This is a genomic window from Gammaproteobacteria bacterium (assembly GCA_028819075.1).
Classification (GTDB): domain Bacteria; phylum Gemmatimonadota; class Gemmatimonadetes; order Longimicrobiales; family Gaopeijiaceae; genus BD2-11.
This window is the reverse complement of the sequence record JAPPMM010000065.1, coordinates 23,557-42,909: the sequence shown is the minus strand read 5'-3', so window position 1 is coordinate 42,909 and position 19,353 is coordinate 23,557. Positions and strand designations below refer to the sequence as shown.

The window sequence follows — 19,353 nt, the reverse complement described above, 5'->3', positions numbered from 1 at the left end:
ATGTCGAGTGTTCTAGCTAAGCTAAGCCAAGCTAGAACACGACCCGTTTCGGCCTCAGCTCCGTGATCCAGATTCCCGAGTTGAGATCCGACGAGTAGATGCGGCCCTTGTAGATCTGAGCTCCCCAGGTCATGGGCCAGTTGGGCACCACCATGTCACCGTCCCGGGGCACGAACGCTGCGACCTCCCTGCCCTGCTCGTAGAGGTTGCCGCGCAGCTCCCCGGAGATGTCCAGGACGCGCAGCCCCGCCTGGTAGTAGCCAAGGTAAAGGCGATCACCCTCGGCCCAGACGTTGTGCACTCCCGCCTCCGGCACCTCGTACCAGGCCACCTCGACCGGGTTCTCGATGTCGGAGTAGTCCACCACGTGGATGAAGCCGCGCGCCTCGATGGGCCGCTCCGGGTCCCATCCCGGCGGGAAGATCTCGTCGCCGAGATACAGATAGCGGCCGTGGCGCCAGGCCACGTGGGTGTTGCCGATCGGGTACTTGAACTGGCTCACGAAGGCGGGCTCGCGCGCGGTGCCCTGATGGGTGCCCGCCCCCACGTCCAGCATGATCACGCCGTCGTTCCAGTACGAGAGGTAGGCGTAGCCGTCCTGCACGATGACGTCGTGCAGCGTCTTGCCCTGCTTGTCGAGCCCCCAGCGGCCCACCTCGACCGGGTTGGCCGGGTCGGAGATGTCGATGATGTGCATCTCGGAGGTGCCGTTGTGGCAGGCGTAGACGAGGTTCTCGTCGCCCAGGATCCAGACGTTGTGCACCCCTCCGGTCAGGGTCTCGTCGTAGCGGGAGATGATCTCCGGGTGGGCCGGGTCGGCGAGGTCGAGGAGCACCATGCCGTTGCGGCGATTGGAGGCGCCCTCGCGGGTGACGATCCCGATGTGGTTGTCGGGATGGATCTTCACGTCGTTGATGCGGCGCGCGTCCAGCTGGATCGAGTCCGTGAGGACGGGCGCGCCGCTGTCGGTGACGTCCCACACCTTCATCCAGTCGTGCATGTAGGTACCCACGTAGACGTAGTCGCGCCCGTCCACGCCCTCGAACACCCACATGTCACCCGAGTGGTGCGAGGAGATCGGTCCCCTCCCCACCTGGATCAGCTCCGAATCCGAGATGCGCTCGGTCACCTCGACGTTGGCGGTGCGCACCACGCCTTCCCCGATAACCGCGTAGACGACGTAGCGTCCCGGGTCCTCGGCCACGAACACGCCCTCGGCTCCGTCGGCGTCGATCTGGGCCCCCACCCCCGCCACCGTCCACGCGGGCAGCAGCTCGGGGCCGCCCGCGCCCGAAGGCAGGTTCGCACCGGCCCGGAAGCGCACCACGTCGCCGGTGCGCACCGTGGAGGCCGCGGGCTCGAGCGAGTACGAGAATCCCGGGTCCGCCTCCACGCTGACTTCCACTTCCTCCTCCGCGACGCCCGACCGGACCGTGATGGTCGCGCTTCCGGGGGCGAGGCCGTACACGCGCCCGAGCGCGTCCACGCTGGCCACCGCGGGCGCGTCGGAGGTGAAGGATGCCACCGGCGCGGTCAGCGCCTCCCCCAGCCGGGTGGTGGCCGCGAGCGATATGGGCGCGCTGGTGCCCACGACGATCGCCCCGGGCGCGGCCACCTCCAGGGTGGCGGCCCCCAGCTGCGGCACCGTCAGGTCGGCGAACCCCACCACCGTGCCCCCGACCATGGCGGCCACCTGGGCCTTCCCCGGCCTGAGGCCGGTCACCTGGCCGGACGCATCCACCGACACCAGCTCGGGGGTGACGGCCACCCAGGTGACGGCGGCGCCCTCGATGACCGCCCCTTCGGCGTCCAGGACCCGGGCGGTGAGCGGCAGCACCGCGTCGACGCCGACTTCCGCGCTGGCGGGGAGCACTTCCACGCGATCCGGCGCGGCCTGAACCGCGACGGCCAATGCGAACACATGAGCGAAGGACATCATCTGGTTTACCTCGGATGACGGAACGTGATGGCAGGCTGCCTCTTGCGGCCCGCGACCTCTCGAAGTGCCCCCGGCAGGACTCGAACCTGCGGCCCCCGGATTAGGAATCCGGTGCTCTGTCCACCTGAGCTACGGAGGCGCGCGAACCCCATTCTACCGCCGTCCGCTTCAGCGGAGCAACGCCACCACCGCGAAGCCCGCCACCAGCAGAATGCCGAAGAGCCAGGTGAAGGTGTTGAAATGGCGATCGATCGCGCCCCGCAACGCGGAGCCCCATCGGTAGACCAGACCTCCGAGCACGAAGAAGCGCAGTCCCCGCGAGACGCAACTGGCCAGCACGAACACCGGGAAATCGATGGCGAAGACCCCGGCCGAGAGCGTGAACACCTTGTACGGAAGCGGAGTCAGGCCCGCCAGGAAGATCACCCAGAAGTCGTAGCGCCCGTAGAGTTCCTGGACGCGCGCGAAGCTCTCCGGCGACACTCCCGGGACATGGTCGAAGAAGAACTGGTCGAAGAGGTGCCACGCGCCCGCCCCGATGCCGTAGCCGATCACGCCACCAATGACCGACGCCGCCGTGGTCAGCGCCGCAAAGCGCATGGACGCCGCCGGAGCGCCCAGGCAGAGCGCCAGCAGCAGCGGATCGGGCGGAATCGGGAACACCGACGACTCGGCCAGCGCGAGCACCGCAAGCGCCCAGGCGCCGTACGGCGTCCCGGCCCAGCTCAGCACCCAGTCGTAGAGACGGCGTATCAGGGAGCGGGATCCATCGTCAGGTCCCACGCCCGCACCTCCTCGAGAAGCCTGTAGTTGGTGAGGTCGAGATGGAGGGGGGTCACCGAAACGTAGCCCTCCTCCACGGCACGGAAATCCGAATCGGCGGAGCCGCTCCACGCCGGCGTGGACGCCCCGATCCAGTAGTACTCCTTTCCCATCGGATCGTGGCCGCGCATCAGCGAATCGCTGTACCTGCGGCGGCCCAGCCGGGTGACCCGCACCCCCTTCGCCTCCGCCGGCGGAATCGGGGGGAGGTTGACGTTGAAGAGCGTGTCGGTGGGGAAAGGTCTGTCAAGCACCTGCTTCAGGAGGTCGGACAGAGGCTCGGACCAGCCCAGTCCCTCCGTCAGGTCGCGTCCGGCGTACGACACCGCGACCGACGGAATGCCGAGCACGGTCGCTTCCATTGCGGCCGCCACCGTTCCCGAATAGAGGACATCCTCTCCCATGTTCGACCCGTGGTTGACGCCGGAGAAGCAGACCGTGGGACGCTCCTCCAGCAGCGCGCTCAGCGCCAGGATGACGCAGTCCGTGGGCGTGCCGTCGACTACGGAAACGCCCCCGGGGCCCGTTCGGGCGCGTAGCGGAAGGTGCAGCGTGAGCGAGTGGCTGGTCGCGCTCTGCTCGCGGTCGGGCGCCACAACATGCACCGAGCCGAGCCGTCGTGCGGCGCTCTGAAGAATGGCCAGGCCCGGAGCCATGTAGCCGTCATCGTTCGTGCACAGGATGTGCATGCGCGTCCGGTCAGGAATCGCCGGTCTGGCCGGGGACGGAGAGGATGTCCATCAACTCCGCCAGGTCGCTCTTGAGCTGGCCGCGAAGTTCGGGAGCGAGCGCCGCCTTGCGGGCCTCCTGGAGGCCTCCCGTCCTGCGCATCCGGGCCAGTTCCTGGCGGGCACCCTCCACGGTGTACTTGTCTTCGTAGAGCAGACGCTTGAGCAGGAGCACCAGTTCGACCTCCCGCGGCCGATAGACCCGGTTGCCGGCCTGGTTCTTCACGGGTCGAAGCAGCTCGAATCGTGTTTCCCAGTAGCGCAGCACATGCGCCTGGATGCCGGTGAGGTCGCATACTTCGCCGATGGAATAGTACGCGCGTTGCGCGATCGGTTCGTTCAATGGCTCCTCCCGGGCCCCGGGACCGGAGACGCGGTCACGACCAGTGCTCCGGCTTGGGATCCCGCATCATGAGGTTGTTCGCCGCCTCGGCAGGGTCTGTTCTCCCCATCAGGATATCGTAAACCTGGTCGCAGATCGGCATCTCCACCCGATACCTGGCGGCCAGCTCGTGCACGGCTTCGGCCGTCTTCACCCCCTCCGCCACCGCCGTCATCCCGCCCAGGATGTCGTCCAGGGTGCGCCCCCGTCCGAGCTCGTAGCCCACGGTGCGGTTGCGGCTCACGTGGCCGGTGCAGGTAAGGACCAGATCGCCCATTCCCGCCAGTCCGAAAAAGGTGGGTGGACGGGCGCCCATGGCAACCCCGAGCCGGGTTATTTCGGCCAAGCCGCGGGTGATCAGCGCACAGAGCGTGTTGTGCCCGAAGCCGTGGCCAGCCACCACCCCGGCGGCGAGCGCGATCACGTTCTTGAGCGCGCCGCCCAGTTCGACGCCGATCACGTCGTCGTTGGTGTAGACGCGAAAGCTGGGCCCCTGCAGGGCGGCCTGGACCAGCAGGCGGGCTTCCTCCGACCGGCTCGCCGCCACCACCGCGGTGGGCTGGCCGCGCACCACCTCCGCCGCGAAGCTCGGACCCGAGAGCACGGTCAGGCGCTCGCTCTGTCGCGGCGTGAGCAGCTCGGCCATCACCTCGTCCATGCGCCGCAAGGTCGCGATCTCGATCCCCTTGGAGGCGGACACGACCACGGCATCGGGTTCCAGGAAGCGGGCGGCGCCACCCACCACAGCCCCGGCGTACTGGGCCGGGCTCACCGACATGACGATCTCCGCGCCGGCGACGGCCCGTTCCATCTTGCCGGTCGCGTCCAGTTCGCGCGGAAGTTCGATGCCGGGCAGGAAGCACTGGTTCTCGCCGCCCTCCCGGATCTGCTGCACGACCTCCGGCTCGCGCGCCCACAGGCAGACATCGTGCCCCCTGTCGGCGGCAAGCGCCGCCAGCGCCGTCCCCCAGCTGCCGGCCCCCAGCACGCCGATCCTGCAGGCCGAATCAGCCACCTTCGTCTCGCCGGGCCCGGCGATCGGCGTGTATGCGCTTTTCCTCCCCCCGCAGCAGCCGGCCGATGTTGGACCGGTGCGCCCAGATGACGAAGGCGCCGGCCAGGATCGCAAACCCCGTGACCCAGGGATCCGCCGCGCGACCCGCTGCATTCCCAGCCAGCACCGTCGCCGGAAGCGCGACCGCCGCCGCGATCGATGCCAGCGAGACGATGCCCCGCATCGCCAGGACCATCGCCCAGACCAGCGCGGCGGCCAACACGGCGAGCGGCGACAGCGCGAGAAAGGCTCCGGCGGCGGTGGCCACGCCCTTCCCGCCCCGGAAGCGCACCCAGCAGGAGAAGGTGTGGCCGAGGATCGCGGCCGCCCCGTAGGCTGCGGCCCATCCGTCCGCGGCGCCGCCGTCAAGCATCGGAAACAGCCAGGCCGGCAGCCAGCCCTTGGCGACGTCCACCAGTCCCACCGGCACTGCCACGCGCAATCCCATCGCGCGGTAGACGTTGGTCGCGCCCAGGTTGCCGCTCCCCTCGCGCCGCAGGTCCATTCCGCCGATCATCTTCCCCACCACGAAGCTGGTGGGGAGCGATCCCGCAAGATAGGCGGCCAGCACCCAGATCAGCGGGGTCATCGTCTGCCCGAGCCTCCATCCGCCTTGAAGCGCATCCGCAGCGGGGAGCCGGCCAACGGCCACCGGCTGCGGAACCCGTTCTCAAGATAGCGAACGTAGGCCGGCTGAATCTCCCTCGGCAGATTGCTGAAGAGGACGAAGGCCGGAGGGGCGACGCCCACCTGCGTGCCGTAGCGAACCTTCACCGCGCGCCCGCGCGAGTGCGCCGGCGGATGCCGTGCCACGAGCCGCCCCAGCTCCCGGTTCAACTCGGCGGTCGGGATGCGCCGCTCCCGCTCGGCCTGGACCCGGAGCACGAGATCGAGGGTCCTGCGCACCCGCTGGCCGGTGAGCGCCGAGGTGAAGACGAAGGGCACCCAGCGAAGAAAGGGGGTTCGCGCGCGCACGACCTTCTCTATTCCGGGCGCCGTAGAGCCGTTTCTCTCGACCAGATCCCACTTGTTTACGACCAGGATGACCCCGCAGCCCGAGTCCCACGCGGCCTCGGCGACCTTCACGTCCTGCATGTGGATGCCGGAGGCGGCGTCCGTCAGAACCAGGCAGACGTCCGCCTCGCGGATCACCCGGGTCGCCCGCAGCCACGCGTAGTACTCGATGGAGTCGTGGATGCGGGCCTGGCGGCGGAGCCCGGCGGTGTCCACGAAGACCAGGTTGCGGCCGTGGTAGCGCATCGTCGAGTCCACGGCGTCGCGCGTGGTGCCGGCCGTCTCGCTGACCACCATGCGCTCCTCGCCGAAGAGCCGGTTGACGAAGCTCGACTTGCCCACGTTGGGCTTGCCGATCACCGCCACCCGCACCGTGTCCGGTTCCGCAGGGGCGGCTTCGGGGTCGGGCAGCGCCTCGAGCACCACGTCCAGCAGGTCGCCGCTTCCCTTCCCGGAGATCGCGCTCACCGGGACCGGCTCGCCGACGCCCAGCGCCCAGAACTCGTGGTGGGAGGTCTCGCGCGGAAGGTTGTCCACCTTGTTCGCCACCAGCAGGACCGGGCGCTCGCTCAGCCGCAGCAGCGTGGCGAGCTTCTCGTCCAGCGGATGGATGCCGTCCCTGGCGTCGACAACGAAGAGAATCAGGTCGGCTTCCTCGACCGCCGCCAGCGCCTGGGCGCGCACCGCCCGGTCGAGCGGGCTGTCGCTGCCCTCCACCACCCCGCCCGTGTCGACGAGGAAGAAATCCCTTCCCGCCCAGTCGGCGCGGGCGAAGTGCCGGTCCCGCGTCACGCCCGGGGTGTCGTCAACGATCGCCTTGCGCTGTCCCAGAACACGATTGAAGAGGGTGGATTTGCCCACGTTGGGACGGCCGACGACCGCGACCACCGGGAGCCGGGTGCCGATCATGTTTCCGACAGCAGGCGCGTGATCTCGTGGCCTGCGAGCACCTTCGCCGGCGCCAGTTCGCGCTCCAGGCGCGCGAGGGGATAGTCGTCGACAAACATTCCGTCGGCGTTGACGGCCTCCGCCGGAAGCAGGACGACGTCCTCCCGCCTTCCCTCCCCCAGCGCCGCGCGCATGTCGCGCCCCGCAAGCAGGCCCGCCACCGTGACCCCGTCTCCGAAGTAGCGGTTGGTCACGGCCAGCACCTCGACTTCCGCCCGCGTGGCGGATTCCAGCTGCCCGGCGCGGGCTTCGATCCAGGGCGCCATCGACCGGCCCGTCACTATCCGGATGCGGTGCCCGGAGAAATCGGGAAGCGTGCCCATCCCGGCGTCCAGGTCGTCCAGGAAGCGGCGCACCGCGCCGACCCCGTTTTCCATGAGCGACAAGTCGTCGTAGTAGGCAACACCTGGAACCCCCATCCCCGCGATCAGGAACATCTCGTCGGCGGCGTAGGCCCACCGCGTCTCGCGCCGCCCGGGCGTCCGCTGCCGGGCCCGCTCGACCTGCTCGATCGCGGACGCGGCCCCGGCCGCGGTGAGGCGTCGCACCGGCCGGTTCTCGTTGTACCTGGTCAGCCCCACCGGAACCACCGACAGAGACCGCACCCCCGGCCCCAGCGACCAGAGGTCGTCGATGGTCCGGTCGAGGTGCGCGCCGTCGTTCCATTCCGGGCAGAGCACCACCTGGGTGTGCACCTCCAGCCCCCCATCGAGCAGGAAGGAGAGCTGTTCCATGATGAGCCCCGCTCGCCGGTTGACCAGCAGACGTTCGCGGACCGCCGGTTCGGTGGCGTGCACGCTCACGTAAAGTGGCGAGATGCGCTGGTCCACGAGCCGCTGAAGGCCGCGCGGTCCCAGGTTGGTCAGGGTGACGTAGCTGCCGTAGGTGAAGGAGAGCCGGAAGTCGTCATCCCGCAGCCACAGGCTCTGGCGGGCGTCCTTCGGGTTCCCGTCGATGAAGCAGAAGACGCACTTGTTGGCGCATTCGCGGATCTTGTCGGGTTCCGGGACCAGCCCGACCGGCGTCCCCGGATCCCGTTCGATCTCGTACACGAAGCGGTCGCCCGCGGGAGAGACCGTCTCGACGGCCAGGTCCGGGTCTCCGAGCAGGAAGGCGAGGTCGATGCCGTCGCGCACGCGCTGTCCGTTGATGCGCACGATGCGGGTACCGATCTCCAGCCGGAGCTCGTCGGCGATGCTCCCGCTCTCGACCCCGGCTATCCGAACCATCCCTGTCGTCCTCCGGCCGCTCCGCCGTCGGTCAGCGGCCGCCCGGCGCCCCCTCCATCGCCGGACGCTTGAGCTGCACGACGATCACTTCCACCGGCTCGGGTCCCTCGTTCACGTCCCCATGCAGTTCGCCCGGCGGGTCCGCCTCCAGCCAGTAGGCGCTGCCGGTCTCCCAGGTCATGTCGCGCCGCTCGCCCGCGTCGTTCACGACCGTCAGGGTTCCACCCCTGAGCGCGATGATGGCGCGGGGATTGTCGTGACGGTGCATCTCCAGCGGCTGGTTGGGCACGATCACGCTCTTCCAGACCTCGACATACTCGTTCTCGAACTGGGGCGTGCGTCCGGTCGTCTGCTCCGGCTCTCCCGGGGGCCCGGCTCCGGGCCCGCAGGCGGCAACCAGCAGGGCGATGGCGGAGGTCGCGGTCAGCATGGCCTTCATGATGCTCGTCTCCAGGTCTGGGGGCAGGCGGGCCTCGCGCCGGCGAGGAACGGGTGGCGGATTCGTCACCCGGGAAGGAAGCGGGCGACCGGGCTCGAACCGGCGACCCTCAGCTTGGGAAGCTGATGCTCTACCAACTGAGCTACGCCCGCGGGCGGACCTGACCGGGCAGCGGCCCGGGGCGACGCGTCGTCCGCCTCGTCGCCCGGGGCTCCCGCAGGCCCTGGGAATTATGGCTCCGGCGAAATGACCTCGTATCGATAGGCGACCACATCCTGGTCGGTGTCGAGTTCGACTCGGAACACCTCCCTCATATCCGCCGCAGGCACCGGCACCGAGACATCCTGGGTTCCGATTTCGAGTCCGTCCACGCCGTAGAAGAACACGCGGATGTCGACGGAGCCGCCTTCCAGAGAGTGGTTGAGGAGCTCCCCGTTGACGACCCCACCGCCGCCGCCGAAGGGCTGCAGGATGGTGCCGTCGATCTCGAACTCCAGGGTCGCCATCTCCTCTTCCAGCACCCGCGCCGCCTCAGCCGTGTCGCCCTGGGCCATGAGACCCTGCGCGAGCAGCCGGTAGACGTTGTTGTTGTACGGGTCCATCTCCGCGAGCGATACCGCGGCCGGGTACAGCTCGTCCAGCTCACCGGCGAGGTAGAGGGCCTGGGCGTAGTTGTAGAGCGCGTCCCGGCTCTCGGGAATGAGCTCGTACGACCGGCCGAAGGCCTGCGCCGCCATCGAATAGTTCTCGGCGTTGTAGAGGCCGATGCCGGTAACGTAGTAGTCGCGCGCATCCAGGTCGGTGCGCGCCAGAAGCCCCTGGTAGATCTCTGCAGCCTCCTCGTTGCGGTCCATGGCCATCAGGACCACGGCGAGGTTGCTGAGCGCGGTGACGTTGTCCGGGCTTCGCTCGAGATAGGTGCGGTAGGCGACCTCGGCCTCCTCGTTGCGGCCGGCGTTGGCGAGGATCTGGGCCAGATTGAAGGCCGCGATCTCCTCGTTCTCCGACCATGTCGCCTGGACGTCTGCCGGCTGCGCGTCGAATTCGTCGCTTCGAAGCAGTTCGAGTGCGGTCCTGTACCACTCCACCGCATCTCCGTCGTTCCCGAGCTGCGCGTGAAGCGAGCCCAGATTGAGCATCGCCTCCGGGCGTCCCTTGTAGATCGTGTGGGCCGACTCCAGCTGGGGAATCGCCCCTTCCATGTCGCCCGTCTGGATCTGGTTCACCGCCAGGTTGTACTGATTCACCCACTGTTGCTCGCGGAGGGGATCCAGGTCGAACGAATAGAGCGGGTAGAGATCTTCGGCCGTGGTCCACATCGAGTCGGCCCCGGCGAGGTCGTTCAGCCCGACGAAGGCTTCTCCGGCCTGACGGTACGACTGAGGATTGCCAGGATCGTTTTCGATGCCGTCGAGGGCCGCCTGAAGCGCTTCCTGGTACCGCGACTGGCGCTCCCCGGGGTCGGCGTTCTGCATTGCCTGGGACAATGCCAGCGCGGCCGTGCGCGTAAACATGTTGTCGCGCGGCGGGACTCCCTCTTCCATGCCCGGCGGCATGGGCGTGTCGCCTCCGCCACCCCCTGAACCGGCGGCGCATGCGCCCGCCACGATCACCATACTCGCCGCCAGCACGACACGACGCAGGAACTTCATCCGGCTTCCTCCTCTCGATTGATGCGCGCCCGAACTGCCCGCTTGCGCGCGTGGTTCCCGAGTACCAGATAATCGCACCCGTAGAACCTGACAGTATCACATGAAGGGGGACTCTCGTCAAACCCGGAGGCGGACCTCACGATCCGCTCGGGACGGGCCTGTGGCGATCGTTGCCTCAGTCCTGCGCCAACCCGTCCGGAAGCGCCGCGGAGATGCGCTCCAGCGTCTCGTCGCGACCGTAGACGCCCAGCACCTGTCCCAGATCCGGGCCGCTCTTCCGCCCGGTCACCGCCTCTCGCACGGGATGGAACAGCGCGGGGCCCCGGGCGCCCGCCTCCTTGCCCGCGGCGCGGATCGCCCCCCCGATGGCGCGAGGCTCCCACTCGGGCAGGGCGGCAAGCCCGCCGGCCACCGCGCGCAACACCGCGCCCGCACCCGCGTCGTTCCGCAGAGCCGTCTGAAGGCGGTCCAGCTCCGGCCCACGGGCCACCAGGAACAGCGAGAGATGGTCGTTGATCTCCGCGAACGTGGTCATGCGCCCGCGGATCACGTCAACGGCGCGGGTCAGGTCGTAGCGGTCCACGGGAACGCGCGCCGGATCGACGAAAGGCGCGACCGCGCGAGCCAGCTCCGTGAGCGGCATGTCGGCGATGTGCCTCCCCGACACCCAGCGCAGCTTGTCGGGGTCGTACACGGTGTTGCTGGCACCGATGCGCTCGAGTCCCACCTCCCGGACCAGTTCAACGGGCGTAAGGATCTCTTTCCCATCGGGGGCGGACCACCCCAGCAGCGAGAGATAGTTCATGACCGCGGAAGCCGGGTATCCCGCCTCGCGCAACAGCGCCAGCGAGGACGCGCCCTCGCGCTTCGACAGCTTGCGGCGGTCCGTGCCCAGCACCATCGGGAGGTGGGCAAAGACCGGCCGCGGGGCATCCAGCGCATCGAAGAGCACTGCCTGTCTGGGGGTATTGGACAGGTGGCCCACCCCGCGAATGACGTGCGTGATCCGCATGGCGATGTCATCCACCACCACCGCGAAGTTGTAGGTCGGGCGCCCGTCCGCGCGGACGATCACGAAATCGCCGAACTCGGCCGGCGGAAACGAGACCGTTCCGTAGACCTCGTCGCGCACCACGATCTCGCCGGCGGGGACGTGAAAGCGCGTCACCGGGCGGGTCCCTTCGCGCTCGCGCCGGCCCCGCTCGTCCCGGGTCAGGGTCCGACAGGTCCCGGGGTAGCGGAAGCCCGGTTCCCCCGCGCCCTCGACACCGCAATAGCAGGGGTAGGCCAGCCCCGCCTCCACCAGGCGACCCGCGGCTTCGCCGTACCCGCGCTTCCGCTCGCTCTGTCGGTACGGGCCGAAACCGCCGCCCACCTCAGGGCCTTCGTCCCAGAGAGTCCCGAGCCAGCGCAGGTCTTCCAGGATGGTCTCGAGCGAGTTCTCCACGTTGCGCTCGACGTCGGTGTCCTCCACGCGCAGGATGAAGGTTCCGCGGTGGTGGCGCGCGAACGCCCAGTTGAAGACGGCCACGCGCGCGTTTCCCGCGTGCAGGCGGCCTGTGGGACTGGGGGCGAAACGGGTGCGGACGGTCATACCGGGCTGGTCCTCCGTTGGCCTGGACACGGTCAACTCCCCAGGTAGGTGAGCACCCGCGTCGCGAGCACGTCGCTGAAGCCGGGCAGCCTCGCGATCTCGGCCCGGCTCGCGGAACGTACACCGCGCACCGACCCGAAGCGCGCCAGCAGAGCTTGCCGCCGCTTGTCGCCGATCCCGGGAATCCGCTCGAGTTCGCTCGTGAGCGTGCGTCTGCGTCTGAGCTTGCGGGTGTAGGATACTGCGAAGCGGTGGGCTTCGTCGCGCATGCGCTGCAGCAGATGGAGCGCCCGGTCCGCGCGCCCCATGCGCACCGGCCGGCGCCTGCCGGGCAGGAACACCTCCTCCTCGCGCTTCGCGAGCGACGCCACCGCCGTCTCGCGCAGTCCCGCCGAACCGAGCGCCCCGCGCGCAACCGAAAGCTGGCCCCTCCCGCCGTCCACCAGCACGAGGTCCGGCACCGGGGCTCCTTCCTTGACAAGCCTGTTCGCGTAACGGGAAACGGCTTCGCCCATGGAGCGGTAGTCGTCGTTGCCCCAGCCACCCCGGATGCGCATGCGCCGATACCCGGCCTTGCGGGGCTCGCCGTTGCGGAAGACCACGACGCTCGCAACTACATCCGTTCCCTGGGTGTGGGAAACGTCGAAGCAGGCCATCAGCCGCGGAACCACCTTGAGCCCGAGCCGGTTCTGCAGATCGTACAGCACCTCGTCGGCGCGGTCTGCGGCGTACTCGAGCGCGGTCACCCGGTCCTCCATGGTGTGGCGCGCATTGGCGCTGGCGAGCTCGATCAGCCGCACCTTGTCACCCCGCTGAGGCCGGTGGAACACCACCTTGCGCCCGGCCGCCCGGCTGAGGATGCCCTCAATCAGGGGGCGATCCTCGAATTCGGCGGGAATGAGCACCTCCCTGGGAAGCTCGGCCTGCCCCTCCCGTCCCGAGCCGAGGTAGAACCGGGAGGCCACCGCGCTCAGTAGCGCGCCGTCGTCCTCGTCGGATAGGCCCGAGAGCCGCCGGGTCTCCCGGCCGAGCAGAATCCCGCCCCGGATGCGGAGAACCACTGCGGTACCGAGTTCACCGTCCCGGGCCAGCCCGATCACGTCCTGATCGCCGCCTCCCAGGCGGTAGGCCCGCTGGTGGCGGCTCAGCGCATCCAGCCCCTGGAGCACGTTCCGGTGCCTTGCGGCGGCCTCGAAGTTCAGCGCCTCGGCGGCGGACTGCATGCGCGTCTCCACGCGCGTCCGCACGGACTCGGTATCGCCCCCCAGCACCCGCAGTATCTCATCGATCATCTCGCGGTAGGCGCGCCGGCTCTGCAACCCCACGCACGGCGCCTGGCAACGCCCGATATGGTAGTCCAGGCAGGGACGCGCCGGAGCCTCCTTCGGCAGCCGGTAGCGGCAGGAGCGTACCGTGTAAAGCCGCTTGACGACCTCGAGCGACTGGCGCATCAGGCCCACCGAAGTATAGGGCCCGAAGTAGCGCGATCCGTCCTGGCGCAGCCGGCGTGTGACGAATACGCGCGGGAAGGGCTCGGCCACGGTGACCTTGATATGCGGATAGCTCTTGTCGTCGCGCAGCTGAATGTTGAACCGCGGACGGTATTCCTTGATGAGGTTCGCCTCCAGGATGAGCGCTTCGGCGCCCGAGCCCACCACGATGGTTTCCACGGCGGCGCTGCGGCGGGCCAGCTCGCGCGTTCGGAGCGACTGCGCGCGATCCGGGCGGAAATAGCTGCGCACGCGCGCGCGCAGAGCGTTGGCCTTGCCGATATAGAGCACCTCGCCGTCGCCGTCCTTCAGCATGTACACCCCCGGGAGGACCGGGAGGTGGTCGAGATTCCGGGGTGCGATCGTCATGCGCCGCCTCCCAGACGGAGTCCGAACAGTCGCGTAGCGGCGAGATACACGGCCCCGAAGGACAGGAGCGTGCCCGCAGCCGCGAGAACCGGGTTGAGGTCTCCGAAGAGCAGCTCTCCTCCATATCCGGCGGCGGTTGCGAGCAGTCCCGCCGCGAGCAGACGGGGCAGCCGCCCTCGTGCCATCCCATGCGGTCCCAGCGCGCGTCCGAGCTTCCTGCGGAGCAGCACGTACTCCAGCCAAGCCGCCAGCGAAGTGCCCAGGCCGAGCCCAACCGCGCCAAGACGCAGGGGACCCACCTCGAAGGCGTCGAAGGGAAACATGAGCGCCCCGCCCACCAGCAGCGACACAGCCACGCGCACCCCGGCCACGCGGGCCGGCGACCGCGGGTCGCGTACCGCGTAGAACGCCGAAGAGAGCATGCGCGAGTTGGCCGAGGCAAACAGCCCGAGGCTGTAGGCGGCCAGGACGGCATAGGTTGCCGTGGTGTCCATGGGGCCGAATTCGCCGCGCTGGTAGATGGCCGCCGTGACGAGATCGCCGAAGAGCAGGTAGGCCAACGTCGACGGAATCACGAAGTACGCCACCCGCTCCAGCGCCTCGGACACCCGTCCCGCAATCACCTCCCTGGCCTGGCCCCGCTGACGCGAGAGTTCCGGGAGTTCGGCAGCCGCGACCGCGAGACCGAAGAGCGAGATGGGCAGGAGGTAGAGCCTCTGCGCGTAGCCGAGGATCGCGACCGCCCCGGCGGCGAGGAAGCTGGCCAGCTGGAGTTCCACCAGCGCGCTGAGGCTGACCACCCCCCGCGCCGACACCACCGGAACGAAGTTGCGGATTGCTTCGCGGATGCCGGGCGCCCGCACGTCGAGCGAGGGCCGGAAGTGCTGCAGCTTCCCCGCCAGGAACGGCAGCTGGACACCGAACTGAAGCACCCCTCCGGCAAGGGCGCCCCATCCCAGCGCCACGATCAGATCGTCCGCTTCGAAGGCCCACATCCAGCCCAGCGCGACCATTGTCGCGATCATGGCCGCGTTCCAGAGCACGGGAGCCACGTACGATACGAAGAAGCGCCGATGGCTGTTCAGGATCCCGAGGGCCCACGCGGAGAGCACCAGCACGCCGGTCATGGGAAAGAGAATGCGCACCAGTTGCACGGTGACTTCCCGGGTCTGTCCTTCGAAGCCCGGCGCAAACACCGTGACGACCAGCGGCGCCAGAGAAGCGCCGAGCAGGGCGAGCAGCCCGGCGACTGCGGTCAGGATCCCGAAGGCGGCCCCGGCAAAGCGTCCTGCGCGCTCGGTCTCGCCGCGCTCCAGCATCTCGGCGTAGATGGGCACGAAGGACGCCGTGAGCGTGCCTTCGCCCAGCAGGTTCTGCACCACGTTGGGGATTCGGAGCGCCGCTCGCCACGCTTCGGCGAACACGCTGCTGCCGAAGAAGAACGCGAACAGCACATCGCGGACGAGTCCGGCCACGCGGCTCGCCAGAATGCCCGCCGCCACCCAGGCCGCGGAGCGGCGTCCGTCTCTCCTGGCTGACGCTCCCGACTCAGCGTTGCCGGTCACCGGAAGGAAGATCCCTGTCCGGAGTGCGCTCGGTGAGAAGCCGGTGGAGGAACCTGCTCTCCTCCGACAGCCTGTCGACCTCCGAACTGAGCCGCTCGGTCTCGCTTTCCAGAAGGGCGATGCGCTCGTCGGCGATACGGTCCCCGTCGCCTAGCCCGCGCCGTTCCAGGCGTGTCGCGAGCGCCTTGCCGACCTGCGAATCCAGTACGATGGAGAGGATCGGGATCAGCAGGACGAGGAGGAGTAGCCAGAGCAACATGGTCCGAAACTAGGTTTGGGGGAGCCAGCCTGACAACGATTCGCCGCCTCAGGCCCGGAGCGACCCGACACCTGCGATGTTCGCGGCGCGGGACTCGTCGCCGGCCAGCCGGACTGAGAAACGATCGTGAAGCGCGTCCAGGAATTCCCGTCCGTAGCGTATCAGGTAGTAGCAGGCGTTCAACGATCGTTCCTGCGGACCTCCCCGGGGATACAGGTGCACCTGAGCCTTCTCGAGCTGGCGGAGCTTCGTCTGCTTCTCCCGCTTAAGGCTGTGGATGATCTTCTTCCGCATTTGTTCGAGTGCGTCGAAGGCCACCGTGCGCACGTGCTTCGCGGGTCCCTTCAGAGTGGGATCCAGCGTGGCCGCCGCGCGACTCAGCTCCTCCACGCCCCTGCCGATACCCCCGCGCAAGTCCGCAAGTGCCTGACGGACGCCCTCGGGTACGTCGTCCTGCACGACGCGTCCGGCGAGTTCGCCGAAGGGTCGAGCCAGGTCCTGAAGGGACAGGTCCAGCTTGTCGAGGACCTTGCGGATCTTGGGTTCGATGACCGTAACCGAGAACCGGGGGTGGACTACCGGCATGCGGATCCCGCAGAGGTCGAACAGGTCCCGGAGCTGTGCGAAGTAGGCGATTTCTCCCGGTCCGGCGACGTAGGATACCACCGGGAACACTGCGCCCTCGACCACGGGGCGGAGCAGAACGTTGGGGCTCAGCACACGGGGATCGGCATCCGACTCGGCGAGGATCCGGCGGCGGGCAAGAAGTTCGCGCGAGTGCCTGAGCCGGAAGTTGCCCCCGCTCCGGTACACGCGCTCCCGTCCCGAGCTTCCCTCGAAGAACAGGTTGACCCCGCCGTCGAGAATGGGAACCTGTACGTGGTACCCGGCCGCCCTCAGCCGGTCCGCGGTTCTGCCCAGCAGCGCCTCCTGCTCGGTCGCGCCGTCCAGCACCGCCGTGAACAGCCTCCGCGAGGCGCGCTTGAGCGGGAGCGAAGAGGCGTCGACGAAGGCCATCCCCAGCGGCCCCAGCCAATCGGCGAGCACCTGGGTAAAGGCCTCGCCGAGCGAGTTCCCGGGCGCGTACGCCGAACGCAGACGCCGTGCGCAGGCGGGCTTGAAGTCGTTGTCCGGAAAGAGCGAGAGAAACTCCTCCAGCACCGGCCCGATCGCTTCGCCCATCGGCACGCGGTGGACGGGACGGTCCCCGCGCTCCGAACCGTCGGCGAGTGCAACGCGCCGCAGCTCGTTGGAGACGCTCACGGTCCAGGTGTGATCGACCTCCCGCCAGTCGTGATCCTCGGACGCCACCCAGAACAGGGGAATCACGGGCCTTCCCAGGACATCCTCCAGCGCGCCCGCCAGTCGCACCGCGGTGAGCGCCTTGTAGACGCTGTACAGGGGGCCGGTGAAGAGACCGGGCTGCTGCCCGGTGGTGACGAAGAAGCCACCCTCCTCGACCAGGCGATCCAGCCGTGCCCGCACCGCAGGCGTGGGGGCGTGGACGCACTCCACGGCGCGGGCCCGGGCGGCGCGGTCGAAGCGCGCCGCCACCGCCTCGGCCGCGGCCGTGTAGCTGGCCGCAAGCGTCGGGTCGCCCTGGAAGAAGGCAAGGGCGGAGGGGCGCCGCGTCAGGTAGTCGGCCACCAGGCGGGAGCCGGAGGGATGGCCGACGAGCAGCTCCAGGTTCACCGGGCGCTCCTTCCCGCGAGGCTGGGCGGCACGATCCCCGGCAGCTCACCGAGTGCGTCTTCCAGCCATCGCCGGCCCCTCTCGACCACGACTTCAAGGTGCAGGACGCGCGCGTCCACCCCGTGCTCGCCCAACTGCGGCAGCTTCACCGCATCCTTGGCGGTGGTCACGACGGGGCGCCCGCGCGCGCGGCGCGCGATGGCGGCCATGTCCGCCGCGGAGTAGCAGTGGTGGTCGCTGAAGATCATCGGCTCCAACTCCATGCCGGGGATTTCCCGCTGCAGCAACCCGTGAAACTCCCACGGGCGCGCAATGCCTGACAAGACCAGCGCCGAGCCCGTCGGAGCGGAGGCCGGAGCCCCCGCGACATCGCTCCATCGCGAGAACGCGAGGCTCACAAGGGCACAGCGCCGCCGGTGCATCGCTTCCAGCGCCCGGGCTCGGCGCCGGGCCGCGCCAAAACTAGCGACTCGGCGGGTTACGATCACACCCCCCGCGCGCGCCAGGGCCTTCTCCGGTTCCCGGTAAGGCCCCCGCGGCAGAAGCCGCAGCGGTACAGGGTGCTCCGCCGCGACCAGCACCAGATCCAGATCACGCGCCAGGGCCCGGTGCTGAAAGCCGTCGTCGAGGATCACCACCTGCGCGCCCCGTTCCACGACAACGGCGGCGGCACGCGCCCGATGGCCATCGGCGGCGACCGGCGCCTCGGGATTCCATTGCCGGTGCAGCAGCATCTCGTCGAGCCCGTACCCGTTGGTCACGATGCCGGGGGTCACGCCGCGCCGCAGGAACCAGGCGGCCAGCCAGGCCGCCACAGGCGTCTTGCCGCTCCCCCCCACCGCCAGGTTTCCGACCGACACCACCGGCACCTCGGCCGACCGGATCGGCAACCGTCCGGCGTCGTAGCGGTGGTTGCGGACCGCCACCCCCGCCGCGAAGGCCATTTCCAGCGGCAGCAGAGCCAGCCCGGCCGCCGCCGCCGGCCGGGTGGACGCCCCCCACACCCAGCCCAGTCCCGCCTCCACGGCCTGTCTCATCCCGCCGCCGCCCGCTGTGACGGGAACAGCAGGGACTCCGCGATCGCGGCCACCCTGCGGGCCGCGCCCGCCGAACCGAGCGCTCGGCGGACTTCGCCCAGCCCCGCGACCACGGCGCGTCGCTCCTCCGTGTCGTCGACGAGCGGGAGCAGCTCGCGCTCGAGCCTCGCCGGGGTCGCTTCGTGCTGAATCAGTTCGGGCACCACCCGCCGGCCGGCGATGAGGTTGGCCATGGCGATGTGGTCCACGCGCACCAGGCGGCGGGCAAGGGCGAAGGTGAGCGGGTGCGTCCGGTATGCGGTGGCGAAGGGTACGCCCGCGAGCGCGGCCTCCACGGTGGAGGTGCCCGACTTCAGCACCGCCGCGCGCGCATGACGGAGCAGGCTCCGGCCATCGTCGACGACGGTGGCGGCCACCCCTGAGTACGCGCGAGCGGGCAGACCGGGAGCGCGCGCCACCACAGCCTGCAGTTGGGGGCGCGCTCGCGCGAGCCGGCGGGCGGTGCCCAGGAACACTTCCAGGTGGCGGTCGAGTTCCTGGCGCCTGGATCCGGGAAAGAGCGCCAGCAGCGGCCGCCGCGCATCGAGACCGTGGGCGCGGCAGAAGTCGGCCCGGGCCGGCACCTCGTGCTCGAGCTCGAGCAACGGGTGCCCCACGAAGGTCGCGCGCGCGCCTGCCCTCTGCAGAAATCCGGCCTCGAAGGGGAGAATCACGGCGACGTGATCGGTGTCGCGGGCCAGCCGCCGGGCGCGCGCCGGCCTCCACGCCCAGACCTGGGGAGCGATGTAATACAACACCCGGATGCCAACCTCGCGGGCGTATTTCGCGACACGCAGGTTGAACCCCGGATAGTCGATCGGGATGACGAGGTTCACACCGTGGCGATGCATCGCGGCGCGAACCCGGCCCATGAGCCGCCGGAAGAAGCCGAGGTGGCGCACGACTTCCGCGAAGCCCATGACCGCAAGCCGATCGAGACCCGCCATGCATTCGACCCCCTCTGCGGCCATGCGTTCGCCTCCCAGCCCCAGCAGCCGGGCGGACGGCCACTTGTCGAGCAGCGAGCGGGCGAGGGCGGCCCCGTGGAGGTCACCGGAGGGCTCCCCGGCGAGCATGAGGATCACCGGGTCGCGCGCCATC

At 69.4% G+C, this 19,353-nt stretch carries 17 protein-coding genes and 2 tRNA genes; all 19 read right to left on the bottom strand.

Annotated features, from left to right (window positions below; all coding sequences use genetic code 11):
• Positions 1-31: 31 nt before the first annotated feature.
• The gene (locus OXU32_16995; GenBank protein ID MDE0075650.1) at positions 32-1,939 is read right to left on the bottom strand and encodes an Ig-like domain-containing protein; all 1,908 of its coding nucleotides are present in this window, start codon (positions 1,937-1,939) and stop codon (positions 32-34) included.
• Positions 1,940-2,004: 65 nt separating this feature from the next.
• Positions 2,005-2,078 (bottom strand) — tRNA-Arg (locus OXU32_16990).
• Positions 2,079-2,107: 29 nt separating this feature from the next.
• Complete coding sequence (locus tag OXU32_16985) at positions 2,108-2,722, bottom strand: VTT domain-containing protein (protein ID MDE0075649.1); 615 nt, start codon at positions 2,720-2,722, stop codon at positions 2,108-2,110.
• A complete protein-coding gene (gene surE / locus OXU32_16980) occupies positions 2,692-3,450 on the bottom strand; it encodes a 5'/3'-nucleotidase SurE (protein MDE0075648.1) in 759 nt (252 codons plus the stop codon). The genes OXU32_16985 and surE overlap by 31 nt, the downstream gene beginning before the upstream one ends.
• A gap of 10 nt (positions 3,451-3,460) precedes the next feature.
• Positions 3,461-3,832 carry a MerR family transcriptional regulator gene (locus tag OXU32_16975; GenBank protein ID MDE0075647.1) on the bottom strand — a complete coding sequence of 124 codons (372 nt, stop codon included), beginning with the start codon at positions 3,830-3,832 and terminating at the stop codon, positions 3,461-3,463.
• Positions 3,833-3,866: 34 nt separating this feature from the next.
• A complete protein-coding gene (locus OXU32_16970) occupies positions 3,867-4,886 on the bottom strand; it encodes an NAD(P)-dependent glycerol-3-phosphate dehydrogenase (GenBank protein MDE0075646.1) in 1,020 nt (339 codons plus the stop codon).
• A complete protein-coding gene (gene plsY, locus OXU32_16965) occupies positions 4,879-5,514 on the bottom strand; it encodes a glycerol-3-phosphate 1-O-acyltransferase PlsY (protein ID MDE0075645.1) in 636 nt (211 codons plus the stop codon). Before plsY ends, OXU32_16970 begins: the two co-directional genes overlap by 8 nt.
• Positions 5,511-6,848, bottom strand: coding sequence for a ribosome biogenesis GTPase Der (gene der / locus OXU32_16960; protein ID MDE0075644.1), 1,338 nt, complete (start codon positions 6,846-6,848; stop codon positions 5,511-5,513). The genes plsY and der overlap by 4 nt, the downstream gene beginning before the upstream one ends.
• Positions 6,845-8,116: a DUF512 domain-containing protein gene (locus OXU32_16955; GenBank protein MDE0075643.1), complete on the bottom strand. Its 1,272-nt coding sequence runs from the start codon at positions 8,114-8,116 to the stop codon at positions 6,845-6,847. Before OXU32_16955 ends, der begins: the two co-directional genes overlap by 4 nt.
• Before the next feature lie 31 nt (positions 8,117-8,147).
• Entirely contained in the window at positions 8,148-8,555 is a 408-nt protein-coding gene (locus tag OXU32_16950) for a hypothetical protein (GenBank protein ID MDE0075642.1), read from the bottom strand.
• Positions 8,556-8,634: 79 nt separating this feature from the next.
• A tRNA-Gly gene (locus OXU32_16945) sits at positions 8,635-8,707 on the bottom strand.
• A gap of 78 nt (positions 8,708-8,785) precedes the next feature.
• A complete protein-coding gene (locus OXU32_16940; protein MDE0075641.1) occupies positions 8,786-10,207 on the bottom strand; it encodes a tetratricopeptide repeat protein in 1,422 nt (473 codons plus the stop codon).
• Between the two features lie 175 nt (positions 10,208-10,382).
• Positions 10,383-11,801 carry a glutamate--tRNA ligase gene (gene gltX, locus OXU32_16935; GenBank protein MDE0075640.1) on the bottom strand — a complete coding sequence of 473 codons (1,419 nt, stop codon included), beginning with the start codon at positions 11,799-11,801 and terminating at the stop codon, positions 10,383-10,385.
• A gap of 32 nt (positions 11,802-11,833) precedes the next feature.
• On the bottom strand, positions 11,834-13,660 hold the full coding sequence (uvrC, locus tag OXU32_16930) for an excinuclease ABC subunit UvrC (GenBank protein ID MDE0075639.1): 1,827 nt from the start codon (positions 13,658-13,660) through the stop codon (positions 11,834-11,836).
• Entirely contained in the window at positions 13,657-15,225 is a 1,569-nt protein-coding gene (murJ, locus tag OXU32_16925) for a murein biosynthesis integral membrane protein MurJ (protein MDE0075638.1), read from the bottom strand. Before murJ ends, uvrC begins: the two co-directional genes overlap by 4 nt.
• Positions 15,209-15,484, bottom strand: a complete 276-nt coding sequence (locus OXU32_16920) for a hypothetical protein (protein MDE0075637.1) — start codon at positions 15,482-15,484, stop codon at positions 15,209-15,211. Before OXU32_16920 ends, murJ begins: the two co-directional genes overlap by 17 nt.
• A gap of 48 nt (positions 15,485-15,532) precedes the next feature.
• The gene (bshC, locus tag OXU32_16915) at positions 15,533-17,176 is read right to left on the bottom strand and encodes a bacillithiol biosynthesis cysteine-adding enzyme BshC (protein ID MDE0075636.1); all 1,644 of its coding nucleotides are present in this window, start codon (positions 17,174-17,176) and stop codon (positions 15,533-15,535) included.
• A complete protein-coding gene (locus OXU32_16910) occupies positions 17,173-18,213 on the bottom strand; it encodes a tetraacyldisaccharide 4'-kinase (GenBank protein ID MDE0075635.1) in 1,041 nt (346 codons plus the stop codon). Before OXU32_16910 ends, bshC begins: the two co-directional genes overlap by 4 nt.
• Positions 18,210-19,352 carry a lipid-A-disaccharide synthase gene (gene lpxB, locus OXU32_16905; protein MDE0075634.1) on the bottom strand — a complete coding sequence of 381 codons (1,143 nt, stop codon included), beginning with the start codon at positions 19,350-19,352 and terminating at the stop codon, positions 18,210-18,212. The genes OXU32_16910 and lpxB overlap by 4 nt, the downstream gene beginning before the upstream one ends.
• Between the last annotated feature and the right edge of the window lies 1 nt (position 19,353).